Here is a 13,768-nt window from a genome sequence, read left to right on the forward strand (position 1 = left end):
AGATAACAACATGAACAGTCCTCTGAAAGTGGCCCTGGTCACCGGCGCCGGTAGCGGAATCGGCCGCGCTGTGGCCCTGGGCCTGATGGCCGACGGATTCACCCTGGTGTTGGCCGGACGCCGGCCGGAGCCGTTGCAGGCCTTGGTCGAATGGGCGGTCAGCGAGGGACACGAAGCCTTGGCGGTGCCCACTGATGTGCGCGACCCGGCCAGTGTCGATGCGCTGTTTGCCACCATCACGGAGGTATACGGACGCCTCGACGTGGTGTTCAACAACGCCGGGGTCAACGCCCCTGCCGTGCCACTCGATGAGCTGACGTTCGAGCAGTGGCGAAACGTGATCGACACCAACCTCAACGGCGTTTTCCTCTGCGCCCGTGGAGCTTTCGGACTGATGCGCCGGCAACAGCCACAGGGCGGACGCATCATCAATAACGGCTCGATCTCGGCCCATACCCCACGACCGTTCAGCAGCGCCTACACCGCCAGTAAACACGCGGTACTGGGACTGACCAAATCCGTGGCCCTGGACGGGCGCGAATTCAACATCGTCTGCAGCCAGATCGACATCGGCAACGCCTTGACCGACATGTCGGTGCGCATGACCAAAGGCGTTCGCCAGGCCAACGGCACCATCGCCGTGGAGCCGATGGTGGACGTCAAGCATGTGGCCGATGCCGTGCGCTACATCGCCGGCCTGCCGCTGGAGGCGAACGTCCTGAACATGACCGTCATGGCCAGTGCCATGCCGTTTGCCGGTCGCGGTTAAACCGGCCTTTTATTCCGTTACGCGAGGTTTACATGAAGCCAGAAGTCTTGCAGCTCAGCCCGATCCTGATCCCTGAAATCAACGCGCGGCTCGATGAGCTGTTCACCATCAGACGTTACTTCCAGCAGGCCGACAAGCAGGCTTATTTGCAGGCACACGGCGCGAACATTCGCGGGGTGATCACCGGCGGGCATACCGGCATCAGCCAGGCGCTGATGGCGCAATTACCCAAACTGGAAGTGGTGGCAGTCAATGGCGTCGGTACCGATGCGGTGGACCTGGCTTACGCCCGGGATCGCGGGATCCGCGTGACCGCGACTATCGGCGCGCTGACAGAGGATGTCGCCGACCTGGCCATCGGATTATTGATTGCCGTGTGCCGGGGTCTGTGCACCAGTGATCGTTACGTGCGTTCGGGCCAATGGCCCCATAGTCCGACACCGTTGGCACCGTTGCCGTTGGCGCGTCAGGTGTCGGGCATGCGCATCGGGATCGTCGGCATGGGCCGGGTCGGCCGTGCAGTGGCAACTCGAGCCGCGGCGTTCGGCTGCCCGATCAGCTACACCGATCTGCAACCAATGAGCGACGTGAACCACACCTTCATCGCCGACTTGAACCAACTGGCCCGCGACAGTGATGCACTGATTCTCGCGGCCGCCGCCGACAAGGCTGAAGCCATCATCAATGCCGAGGTGCTGCAGGCGCTGGGCAAGGACGGGTATCTGATCAACGTGGCGCGGGGCAAGCTGGTCAATGAGGTCGATCTGGTGGCGGCGCTTGCCGCTGGTGAGATCGCGGGTGCGGCGCTGGATGTGTTTGTCGATGAACCGAACGTCCCCGAGACACTGTTCGGCAACGAGAACGTGGTGCTGCAGCCCCATCGCGCGAGTGCGACGCTGCAGACCCGCACGCGAATGGGAGAGATGGTGGTGGCGAGCCTGGTGGACAGTTTCGCCGGGAGAATACCGCAGGGGTCTGTGACTGACTGAACGTTGGCCGCCGAGGAGACGTTGCGTCCCCTTGGCGGCCCGGTGTCAGGTAAACAGATCGACGCCCAACTGGAAGGCGACCCACAGTGCGAGGCCTGTAGCAAAGGGCGGAGTAATCTTCGGGCGGAAAAAGGCGCGACGCATGGAGGTCGGGAGTTGGCTCATTCCGACCTCCATGGTTTGGCGGTCATCCATAAAACGTAGCGCAGTTTGCCTGTCGTTGACGTGATCAAAGGAATCGCCGATCAGACAAATCTGCTGGCACTGAATGCCGCCATCGAAGCCCTGTCATGCCTTCGTCACACCCACCAAGCACAATGCGGTCAGCCAAAAGGATTTGGCCCCATCGACAGTGAGCCCGGCTACGTGCAGGTTTTTTTCGTTCCAGCGACATGCTTTTCACGAAGTGCTCACAGAACGAAGCGCAGATTGAACGGACAAAAGGATTTGACCCCATACAGAGAGCCCGCCATCCGCGGGCTTTTTGTTGTCAGACATTCCCGCTGCTAAGCTCCCCACTCTCTCGAGTGGAGTCGAAGCTATGCCCTCCCCCGAATACTCCCTCCGATGTTCTTGAACGCCTGCATCACAACCAACTAGCCCTAGAGGCTGCGCTGTTGGAACTGACCTTATTGGTTGAGAGCCAAGACGTCCCGCCTGCAACACCCTTTTTTAGACTCTGTGCACATGCAGTCCAGAGCCTGCACGCGCTGTTCGGCATTAGTGGGGCTGGATCTGAGTGTTTTCGGGGGGAGGCGCAGCAAAAATCAAAGAAGGACTTTTCTTTGGACGAAAAAAATGGACCTCTTTTCAGAGATCCATTTTTTAATGCTTGGAGCGGGAAACGAGACTCGCATCTAGCGTCCGACCCATTGAAATCTAAGGGGTTTATTTTCTTGCCGAAGCAGGAAAGGACTCAATTCTGGACTTGCTCGAAGGGTAGATCAAGAACAGAAAAAATAACTCCAATCCAAGCCGTGCTACCGAGTGCTCTCTACAGCTACTCGGAGAAGCAACCATAAAGCCGCTGTTGTGGAGGGCCGCTCCGGATCGAGGCCTCTGTTTTTTAAATGCCACCTCGATCCAGGGCAATGGTGTCCTCAGCGGCATTACCTCAAAACTATTTCTGACCTATTCGAGTTGGTAATTCAACCAAATATGGTGCGTGCCATCGGTGTCGATTTTGATCCCTCCTGATCCCGATATCCCTCTCAAATCACCTGTACCACTGCCTCCGACTATGCAGAAAAATTCATCTGCCCGATCAGTGCCGGTTGTGGAGGCAGAGTGGATGAAATTGAAGGCGCCTTCTTTTCCATTCACCGCACCTTTCAAGCTCTCAATTGCGATGTAACTGCCCGTCCTGGTCGTCTGGTCGAACGCCGCAGTAAAAACTGTTGAGGAAACACCGTCGATAGCACCCGAGTAGCATTTCTCCATGGTGCTGATAGACACTGGCAAGAAGGTAGCAATCTCGGGGGTTGGGCTCAAGCCTGTTGGTTTGAAATTCTTAGTAGAAAAAGTGGCTAACGCTTCCATTCACATCCGCCTCTATCCAAATGAGTGAGGTTCTCACTCTACTCCGTACAGCACGCACAGAGCCAAATGTAGTGATCAACTAATCCCAGACACGACGTTAAATTTTTCTTCGGCCCGAGCTGGCGCCAGTCCGCCGTTGAATTGATGGGGCCTTGGAAAACGAAAACGAGCGACGTACGGACTTCTACTACGACCCGGTCGGGCGCCTGCTGGATGAGACCGGTTTCGATGGCCGCACCACCCGTTATCAGGAAGCCATCGAGTAAGTGAAGATCGAGACTTAAACCGGTCGCCCTGAATGGACGCCCGGTTTGCCTGATTTACCAGGTAGTGCCGGGAACCCTATTTCAGCTACCCCCTTCCAGAAATACCTCTATAAGAAAGATCCATACAAGCACTTAGTATGTTTTATTCTCCTGATCCCATGTTCCTTCGTCGGCAGCCAAACCCTCTAGCAAGCGACAGTAGTCGGCAAACATTGCGTCAACCAGCGTCGAAGTCAGGCGGTTAGCCGCGAAATCCCAGTGGATCAACAAACCTTCTGCCTGCTCGATACTCAGATTGTCCAGCGCCACACCGTGAGTGCGACTCGCACTTTTAACGAGTGTTACTCCCTCGGGCAGGTCCAGTGGACCTTGTGGGTTGAGTCGGGTAAACACCACAGGGAAATCAAGTTTGCGTGGTCGTTGTTTATCCGTCGCCACCTTACGAAGTGCTTGCAGGCCATTGGTCATGCTGTGCTGTTGATCCTCGGTGAAGATCCGTTCGCAACGCCGAGCCTGCTCTATAAAAGTCATAGGTTCATTGTTGAAATCGATCCAGCTCAACGTAGTGAAGTCGCCGACCAGCGCGTCGATCTGCGGGTGTACTGCAGGCCTCTTCCAACCAGGGGCCACCAGAGTAAAGGCCGGCTGGGCGCAGTGTTTCTTAATGCTCCAGGCATAGGCAGAAATCAGTACCGCGTCGGCAGAGATTCCTGTTCGTGCGATACGATCACGCAGCGCTGGCCAACAATCAAGGTAGTGCTCATATTCCAGGTACAGGCCATTGATATCCCTTTCGTCATTCACCTGCGGCCCTTGAGGCAGCAGTCGGAATTTTTCCTGCCAGTAAAGGGCTGCGTTTTGCGCCGCTGATGTGCGGTTGTACTGTCCGAGAGCCTTCATATAACTACCGAAATTGATGACCAACGGCGTCTGCGGTAGACCATGGTAGAGATTCAGTAGTTGATGGATCAACAGATCTCGACTGGGAAGGTCGACGAGCAGCAGGTCCACCGCCAAATGCACCAGGCTGCGTTGTTCATCCAGTGTACTGACCCGCAGTTCAGCATAAGGCCACTCTCCCAGCGCCGTCACCCGGCCAAGCATCTCTTCGACGATCCGCGGTCCACTGATATTCTTCTCGACCGTTTCGAGTTTCATCAATAGCGGTGCTTCCATGATCTGCTGGGTGCCATTGGGCAGAATCCGCGTCCGCAGCATCGGATGGTGCGCCACCAACTGCTGCCAGGCCTTTTCCAGTCGAGCAATATCCAGCGTTTCGATAGCAACAGCCATATAGAGATGTGAACTACCCTGCCCCCGGTGCAAAGAACGGTTGAAAGCGTAGGCCTGCTGCTGATCAGTCAATGCAAAAGGTATCTTTGGCGGCGCATCGGGCGCCAACTCAAAAGGCGCCGCATGAACCAGCGTTGATGTTTTGAGCGCCGACCAGTCGTTATCACCGTTCGCCAACGTGACCAGCAACTGGCAATAGTCGCCAAACAGCTGATCGATCATGCCGACGGGATAGCAGTCGATGGCGACGTCCCAGCTGAAACTCAACGCCCCGCCACGCTCGCGCAATTGGTGATCGAGGTTGATCTGTGGCGTCTGGGTGACGCAGTAGTGTTGGGCGTCGCCAAAGCTCGGCGCGCCGTCGATTACCGGGTTGTTGAGCATCGAGGTGAAGACCACCTCGCCACCGTTGAACAGCCTCGATTTGTCGCCACGCTGACGGACTTCGCGAAGTGCAGAGATGCCACTGACGCTGGCGTGATCAAGGTCCGCCAGCAACTGGCGCTGCACCTGTTGCGCCAGTTCGGCCAGGGTTTGTTCCGCCGCGCCGGCAAAGACAAAGAACTGCGTGGAGATCAGCGGCCCGACCAGCCGATCAATGTCCGGGTGCACCGGGAGTCGGCCATAACTGGTCGAGATCAACGAAAAGGCCTTGTCGGCATTGGCCTGTTGCAGGATCAACCCGAACAGACTCAACAGCAGTGCAGTGCCTGAAACCTGCAAAGCATCGCCCCGCGCTTTCAATCGCTGCCAGCAGCTCTGCTCAAGGGTTGAGGTCAATCGACGACGCTCGCGGCCAGCAGGTCGCGATGCCTTGGGCAAGGACAAGCCAGTCGGTGCCTGCGCCAGCTTGTCGACCCAGTACTGCAAATCACGCTGGTAGCGTGGCGACTGTTTGAAAGCCTCCAGCGACAGCTGATAATCACGCAACGACACGCCCTGATCCGGCAACTCGGTGGCAGACTGCTGATAAATCATCAGCCATTGCTGCAACAGCACCTCCAAAGAAGTGGCATCGACAATCAATTCGTCAATGCTCAGGTGAACCCGGTTGACTTGGTGATCCAGCAGCGAAACGACTATTTCAAACAGCGTTTCCTGGCCGCTCAGATAAACCTTGTGCGACATCGATGCGCGAAGGGCTACCAGCGAATGCTCGCGTTCGGCGGGTTCGCTGCGGCGCAAGTCGCGGGTCTTGAAACGATAAGGCATCGGTTCGCCGACCTGCTGGCGACCGTCCGCCAGCAACCTGAGCCGTAGCGCATCGTGGCGAATCATCAGCTGATTCCACGCCTGATTCAGCCGGTAGACGTCCAGCTCCGGCCAGTCGAATTCCAGATAGATATGGCAGCCGACCCGCTCAGCCTCGGCCAACAGCGTACGACCTGACAAAAACGATTGCTGGATATCATTGAGGGCAAAAGGCAGATGGCGGGCGTCGGGCGCCACCTGCAACGCCGGCACCAGTTGATCGTCGCGCTGCCGTTCCTGCACCGCCAAATTGGCTTCGACTTCACCGAGACTCAAGTACGGGCTCAGCTGTGCCAGCGATACCGACCGTTGCAGTTGCTGTTCCAGCCTGGCCTTGAGGCCCACGGCGCCCAGAGAGCTGAGGCCGAGGCTGGCCAGGCTGCGCGTTTCGCACCCCGTCAGTGCCTGCGGCTCACACCCCAGCAGTTCGGCGAGGATCTGGCGCACATTTTTTTGGCACGGCGTTTCGCCCTCACTTGGGTGGCTCAGGGGTTCAGCCCGCTGCGGTGCCAGCCAGTGCCGCGATTGCGCAAAGGCGTAGCCCGGCAATCCAATTCGCTGTGGTTCACCGAGACGCGGCATTTTGCGCCAATCCGGTTCCACGCCCTGGCGCCAGTAATCGGCCAGCGCTGGCAAGTCTCGCTTCGCCAGTGCCTGAGTGATCGCGTCGGCATCTGCATCCAACTGCTCATCGGCCAGCACGATGTCATCGCGCATGCCTCGGGCAAGCTCGTCCAGTTGCAGTTGCAGGGACGCAATGCTGTCCGCCACACGCGCCCAGCGGCAAGCCATCGCCGTTCGGCCCACTTGCAGCGTATAGGCGATGTCGGCCAGACACAGGTCCGGGCGTTGGCAAATGGCACGGCTCAGTCGTGCAGCCTGCTCCTTCAGCCTGTCAGCATCGTGTGCCGACAACAGGATCAGTTGCGGCCCGATATCAGCCGCAGTTACACGCTGGTGATCAACAAATTCCTCCACCACCAGATGGGCATTGACACCGCCAAAACCATAACTGTTGATGCTCGCCCGACGTGGCAGTTCGTTGCCGTCGGCATCCTGCACCGCCGGCCATGGCCGGTTCCCGGACGCGAGCGACAGTTGTTGCGGATCGAGCGTGATCGCCGGGCTGAGTTGTTGATACCCAGGTATGCCCGGCAGTTGCTGCTGCTTCACCGCATCAATCACCTTGAACAACGCCGCCATGCCGGACGCCAACTCACAATGTCCGATCAGCGGCTTCAAGGTGCTGAGGTTCCACGCAGCGCCGGGTTTGTCATCGCCATTCAATTGCGTGCGCGCGGCCTGAATCGCGTCGATTTCGATGGCATCGCCCATCGCCGAACCCGTGCCATGGGCTTCCAGGTAACTGACAGTGTGCGGCGCAACCCCGGCGCTGCGGTAAGCGTCCACCATCGCCGCCTGCATGCTCTCGTGATCGGGGGCGGTCAGTGAAATCCCTCGACCGCCATGCCCGACACCGCTGCCCTTGATCTTCAAATGAATCCGGTCACCGTCGCGCAGGGCATCGGCCAAAGGCTTGAGCAACAGCACGCCCACCCCTTCGGAGCGCACATAACCATCAGCGCCAGGCTGGAAAGAACGGGTGTGCATCTGTTCGCTGAGAAACCCCATCTGCCGGTAGCCGGCCGTTTCAGCAGGCGACAGCAACAGATTGACCGCGCCGATCAGCGCCTGTTGACACTCGCCGGCCCTGATCGCCTGCATGGCTCGATGCAGCGCAACCAGCACCGATGAGCAGGCGGTGTTGCAATACTCGCTGGGCCCCCGCAGGTCGAGGAACCAGGAAATCCGGTTGGCGTACATGCAGGGCGAAGAAGACGTCAGCAAAAACGGGCTGTCGCGGGGGACCTCAATAATGTCGCGGTACTCACTCGGCGCGGCGGCGACAAACACGCCGGTTTGGCGGCAGGCAAACGCTGCGGCAGGAATCGCGGCATCGTCGAGTGCCCACCAGGCATGCTGCAACAGCAGCCGCTGCTGCGGGTCCATCAGCGCCGCTTCCGCTGCCGAAATGCCAAAAAACTGATGATCGAAATACTCGATCCCGTCAATGTAGCCGCCCGCAGGTCCAGCCGTTGCGCGCTCCTTTGGCACTTCGCGTATCAGACTGGCACCGTGGCGAACAGCAGCCCAAAATCCCTCCAGTTCGCCACCGGGGAAACAGCCACTGATGCCGATGACGGCGAAATCATCCTCTTCTTTGACTGGAGTCGATGGCGGTCTTGCCGCCTGAATCTCTTTCGGCGGCGGCATTTGCCTTCCGAGGCGCTCTTGCAACGCCACGACGATTTTTTCGACGCTGTTGTAGCGAAAGAAAAAGCTCGGTTCCAGCGCCAGACCGAACGTCATTCCCAGCTGTTCGCTGAGAGCGAGAAGATCAGCCGAGTCCAGTCCCAGCTCCATCAGGCTATGACGTGATGACACTCGGCTGTCTTGCGCTTGTCCCAGGCAGCGATTGACGCCCTGGCGCACCGCGTCGTCGATGGAGATCACCGGTTGCTCAACCATTGCCGTGGCCAGCTGAATTTCCTGGCGCTGACGGCGGGCCAGGTCATAACGCACCAGAACGCCGTACCCTGCATTGTCGGCATCGGCGGGACGATAACCGGGCACCAGCCGCTCGATTCGCGCGCCGTGCAATTCGTGGAAACGCAACACTGGGTCCAGCAGCACGCCCCGCTCGTCACGGCTATGAATGTAGTCCGCCTGGGCGATGTCGCGGTACTTCGGATAGTCCTTGCAACGAGTCACGCCGACCACCGTGTCGACGCCGTTGAGCAGCGTGCAATATTGCAGCATGAACTCCAGCAACTGATCGCCGTAACCGCTGTACTGATGCGCCGGCAGGATGTTCAAACTCTGGATTTGTACGGTGCTGCCGTCGCCATGAAACAGCTGATCGACCGTGGCGAAATTGACCCCGAACAGCGCTTCGATCCGGGTGATCCGCTGGGAATAGATGACACCGACCACTTCGCCCTTGAACTCCAGCGCCAGTTGACCGGCCGGGTCCTGGCCCAAACGGCGGCGCAGAATGTGTTCATCCACCCGGCCGCCTTCGGGCCAGCAGGCCTGTTCCAGCGTCAACAGCGCGGGCATGTCCGCCAGCGTCACATGCCGGACGCGGTATTCACGCGCCCGGTAACAACCGCTGGTGGCCGCGCAGTCGATGCCGTCTAGCGGCAGCCTGTGCAGCATCCCCGGATCGGCAAACAGCCCGGCACCGGCCAGCGCCATCAGGTAGTGCGCTGCTTCAACCGGGTAATGACAGGCAAAGTGATCCACCTTGGGACCGTCGGGGCGCCAGTGACTTTCGCTGAGCACTATCGGTTGCTCGCCGATCAGCGCTGCCAGCGCTTTTGCCGAGGTCTGCAGACTGCCAAGCACGCTGGCGCCTTCCGCCGCCAGGCCGTCGGGCCGCAAGTAATAACGCTGCGGCGCTTGTAAGGCTGATTGCTGCGGCGCCGTCCCCGGCGGTTGCAGATTCTGCTGGCCGATGCCCAGCCACAACACTCGATGACCGGCACCAACACCCGCGTCCCGAATCCGCTGGCGCAGCGCCGCCGGATCGCTCACTGCTGCGTCAAGCACCAGCAATTGCAGGGGTTTGCTGTCCAGTACCTGGCCCCGGGCCGTATGGTGTCGCACCCATTGCCCCAGCTCGCTCAATGAAACGCCGGGATGGCTGCCCAACTCGACGATCCAGTCCGGTTGCGTGGACAACGGCTGCGCGTCGAAAACCTTGCCCAGCAGCTGTTCAAGCGCGGGTCGGTCACCTGACCAGACGTGTTGTTCACCTGCACCCTTCAGCCATTGCAATACGTCTGCCCACTGCTCGCCCTTGCCGAACAACAGGCCATCTAGGGTCGTGGGCAAACTGGCGTAGTACGCCAGAAAAGGCTCGCTCAGACGTTCCGAGAGGAGCGCGCGCCGCTCGGGATTGAACACCAGGTGCCGTTCTTCGCGGCGAATCCACTGCTGAGTGCGCAGAAAATCGCTCAGCAGCCGAGTTTGCTCATGGCCGGTCTGGCCGTCGTCGATGCGCCGCGTATCCACCTGGCCAGTGTCAGTATTGATTGCCCCGTTCAGTTGCAATCGGCGCAACAGCACCAGCGACAACAACTCGTTCAGGCCACGGATAAACGCCGGACAGTGCAGATTCCAGTCCAGCGCCGACAGCTCGAGCCAGCGCCACAGGTGCGGTATATCCTGCGCGTCCGGCAATCGCTGCGGCGCCAACCACGAAAACAGTTCGGCCATCTGCGTGGGCAATGTGTCGATTGCCGAGGCCCGAGCCGTGAAGAAATACTCGTCGCTGCTCGACTGATTCAGCCAGCCAAACGCCTTGAGTCCATCGAAGGCTACCCGTAACGGGCCAGGATTGATCGAAGCTGCGGCGGCAAACCGCTCAAACCCGAACGGCTGGTTGATCCGGTTACCGGAGATCAGCTGACGACTTTCCAGGCTCAGCACACTGGCAATGAAAAACAACTGATCGGTCAATGTGGCGTTCATTGTCTTTTCCATGACAAGGCATCCATTCGACTGTGCTGTCACGAAAAGGCGGCAGCGTTTCGCACGGTTTTGACGAGTTTTGTCAGCACCTCGCCCGGCCCGAGTTCCTCGAATTCGAATGACCCTTGGCGCATCAGGTACTGTACGGTATCGAGCCAGCGCACCGAGCCGCAGATCTGCCGGGTCAGGTTATCGACCAACTGATCATCGCGGTAAGGCGCGGCGTCGATGTTGGCGATCACCGGGGTGTGCAGCGGCGAATACTCGAACGTGACCAGGTACTCGCCGAATGCCCCCATCGCGCCTTTCATGTAGCGGGAATGGAATGGCGCGCTGACTGGCAGCGCTACAAAGGTAATGTCCATCGCCTGGAAAATCTCCTTCGCCTCGCTGAGTGCCTCGACCGGACCGGCAAGCACCACCTGGGAGGGTGAGTTGTAGTTGGCAACGTCCAGCGCACCGAGGCCGTGACGGGCCAGCAGCTCGTTGACTTCGTCAGGACTGCGACCGATAACAGCGGCCATGCTGCCGCCAGTGGCCAGGGCCATCAGCTCGCCGCGTTTTTTCACCAGTTTCAGCCCTGTCTCGAAGGAGAACGCACCCGCGGCAAACAGCGCGCAGTACTCGCCCAGGCTGTGACCGGCGAGAAAGTCGGCTTTACGCGGGTCCGCCTGCTGTTTGGCGAGGAACGCCAAGGCACTGACGGTGTACAGCGCCGGCTGGGTAAACCGGGTGTTGGACAGCTGTTGATCGGGGTCTTCCAGGCACAGTGTTTTCAGCGAATAGCCGAGGATTTTGTCGGCCTCGGCCAGATGCTCGGGGAACTGTTCGAACAACGCCGCCCCCATGCCCAGTCGCTGCGAACCCTGCCCCGGAAACCCATAGACGCGTTTCGGCCCGGACGGCATTGGCGTCGATGGGCGCTGTACCAGGCGGGTCGGCTGCTGGACCTGAAATGTCGCGGGCGGCGCGGTCACCTGAGCCGGTGCTGCTGTCGGCGGTGTTGTCAGCGCAGATTTCGCCGGCAGCGGCTGCAAGGCACGACCGAGGGTCAGCACCTCGTCGAATTTCTCCAGGTCGCGGCCGAACGGGCTGAGCACCGGGAAAATCGGCGGCAACGCACGGTCACGAATATTCTGTTTGATCAGATTGGCCAGCGTGCCGCTCGGGCCAAGGTCGAGGTAGATCATCGATTCGCCGCGCTCAGCGGCTTCACGCTCGATTCGCGCCAGGGTTTGGGAAAAACGGATCGGCTGGCGGATGGTCTGCCAGAAGTGATCGGCGTCGAGCTGCTGCAAGGTTTCGGTGTTGTGGCACGAGATCACCGGGATCTGCGCCTTGTGCAGGCGGGTCTGGCGCAGCAGTGCCTCGACCTCCGGCCTGAGAAAATCGATATGGCGCGAATGAAAGGCCTGATTGACCGGCAGACGCTGGAACACGATGTCCCGAGCGCTGAGGTGGCGTTCGGCATCGGCAACCGCGCTGCTCGGACCGGCGACGACGATCAGCGAAGGCGCGTTGTGGGCCGCGATATCGCAGTGCTCGCGCAGCAACGGCGTCTGCTGATACAGCGACTCTTCGGCCAGGATCGCCAGCATTGCACCCTCGCCTGCCGGTGACTGGCGCTGGTGAAACAGTTGCCCCTGGCGCACCACAAGCCGAATGGCGTCGGGCAGCGAAATGACGTCTGCCAGCGCTGCGGCAGCAAGTTCGCCCAAGCTGGTGCCCAGCAGATAATCAGGGGCGATGCGGTGCTCGATTAGTGTCTTGCCGAGGGCGTACTCGATCATGAAGATCGCCGGATGGCTCAGGCGAATATCGTCGAAAGCCTTTGAACGCGGGTTGTTGTCGTGGTAAATCCCGGCGATCACCGACTGCCCCAGTTCGGCGTGGATCAGTGTGTCGAGTTCGTTCATCCAGCGGTGGAACACTGAGTTGTTCTGATAGAGCTCGCGGCCCATCTGATAGAACTGGCAACCCTGACCGGGAAACATGAACACCACGCAAGACGTCTGTCCCTGAAAAAGATACGGCATAAATTTCGTCCTGAAATGGATAGCTGACGTTACGGCTCGCAGTATAGGAGCCGATCTGGATCGGTCTGCGACATCGATAAAAAAATCTTCGGAGCCTTCGCCCACGACCGCTATGCTCCTCAGGCGGCCGCATCAGCGCCATGCAATTGCCGCCGTTGGCAGAGCAATGCAAACCCAGCAATTTTTCGACACGGAGGTAGACATGACGACCCAAGGACAAGAAACCGTATCGCCGATCAGTCAGTGGTACGACATGATGACCCGGATGTTTCCCGACAAACGTCTGACCTTCCTCAACTACGGCTACCTGGCCAAAGACAGCCATTTCGACTGGATCAATGACGAAGATCTGGAGCAGAAATGCTCGGCGAACCTGATCCGCACCCTGTTGGGCGATACCGATCTGCGCGGCAAGAAGGTCCTCGAAATCGGCTCGGGACGCGGCGGCAACTGCTCCTACCTCGCCCGCTATACCGGCGCCGCTTCTGTAACCGGACTGGATTTCTGTCCGGCGCATATCGAGTTGTGCAACCGGGTACACCGTATTGAAGGGCTGACCTTCGTTGGCGGCGACGCGATGGCACTGCCCTTTGCCGATAACGAATTCGATGTTGTGATCAATATCGAGTCGTCCCACTGCTACCCCGACCTCAACACGTTTGGTGAAGAGGTGCAGCGTGTGTTGAAAAAGGATGGCTTGTTTTTTTATGCCGACACCATGAAAGGCGACAACACCAGTGCCCTGTCCGAGCGTGACAGCATTGGTGTCGACTTCTTCACCAACGTGCTGGAGCAGCACCAGGCAATGATTCGCCACACAGGCTTCAAGGTTGAGGAACATGCCGACATTTCCGAAGGCGTGATCAGGGCGTTTGAAAGCGAGCAAGGTCACCTCAAACACCTGCTCAAGAGCCTGGTGGACGAGAAAAAACAGCACAGTGATTCGCTGCCACCCGAGGTCTGGCACGCGTTCGACACCATGTTCCATTTTTTCGACGATAGCGGCGTCAAGGCCTATAAAAACGGCCATCTGGCATACAAGTTCTGGCGCCTGAAACAGGCCGCCTAGCCCCTTCGGGCCGTGGGTGG

7 protein-coding genes are annotated in these 13,768 nt (G+C 59.2%); 4 read left to right on the plus strand and 3 right to left on the minus strand.

Annotation, left to right across the window (positions count from 1 at the left end):
- The first annotated feature begins 10 nt into the window (after positions 1 to 10).
- The 3 genes from JFU11_RS23355 to JFU11_RS28195 all read left to right on the plus strand — a co-directional run bounded on the left by JFU11_RS23355 (position 11) and on the right by JFU11_RS28195 (position 2,268).
- The gene (locus tag JFU11_RS23355) at positions 11 to 769 is read left to right on the plus strand and encodes an SDR family oxidoreductase (RefSeq protein WP_201062232.1); all 759 of its coding nucleotides are present in this window, start codon (positions 11 to 13) and stop codon (positions 767 to 769) included.
- 32 nt (positions 770 to 801) lie between these two features.
- Positions 802 to 1,758, plus strand: a complete 957-nt coding sequence (locus JFU11_RS23360; RefSeq protein ID WP_201062233.1) for a 2-hydroxyacid dehydrogenase — start codon at positions 802 to 804, stop codon at positions 1,756 to 1,758.
- A gap of 210 nt (positions 1,759 to 1,968) precedes the next feature.
- Positions 1,969 to 2,268 (plus strand): methyl-accepting chemotaxis protein, encoded by a 300-nt coding sequence (locus tag JFU11_RS28195; protein ID WP_242483631.1) that lies wholly within the window; start codon positions 1,969 to 1,971, stop codon positions 2,266 to 2,268.
- 621 nt (positions 2,269 to 2,889) lie between these two features.
- Here the strand turns inward: JFU11_RS28195 and JFU11_RS23370 are convergent.
- From JFU11_RS23370 to fabD, 3 genes are all read right to left on the minus strand, one after another.
- Positions 2,890 to 3,297, minus strand: a complete 408-nt coding sequence (locus tag JFU11_RS23370; protein WP_201062234.1) for a DUF3224 domain-containing protein — start codon at positions 3,295 to 3,297, stop codon at positions 2,890 to 2,892.
- Between the two features lie 398 nt (positions 3,298 to 3,695).
- A complete protein-coding gene (locus JFU11_RS23375; RefSeq protein ID WP_201062235.1) occupies positions 3,696 to 10,655 on the minus strand; it encodes a beta-ketoacyl synthase N-terminal-like domain-containing protein in 6,960 nt (2,319 codons plus the stop codon).
- 26 nt (positions 10,656 to 10,681) lie between these two features.
- A complete protein-coding gene (fabD, locus tag JFU11_RS23380) occupies positions 10,682 to 12,679 on the minus strand; it encodes an ACP S-malonyltransferase (protein WP_201062236.1) in 1,998 nt (665 codons plus the stop codon).
- A gap of 202 nt (positions 12,680 to 12,881) precedes the next feature.
- On the opposite strand from fabD, the gene JFU11_RS23385 reads away from it, so the two are divergent.
- Positions 12,882 to 13,748, plus strand: coding sequence for a class I SAM-dependent methyltransferase (locus tag JFU11_RS23385; RefSeq protein WP_201062237.1), 867 nt, complete (start codon positions 12,882 to 12,884; stop codon positions 13,746 to 13,748).
- The last annotated feature ends 20 nt before the right edge of the window (positions 13,749 to 13,768 follow it).

Origin of the sequence: Pseudomonas sp. TH37 (assembly GCF_016650735.1) — a bacterium.
Classification (GTDB): domain Bacteria; phylum Pseudomonadota; class Gammaproteobacteria; order Pseudomonadales; family Pseudomonadaceae; genus Aquipseudomonas; species Aquipseudomonas farris.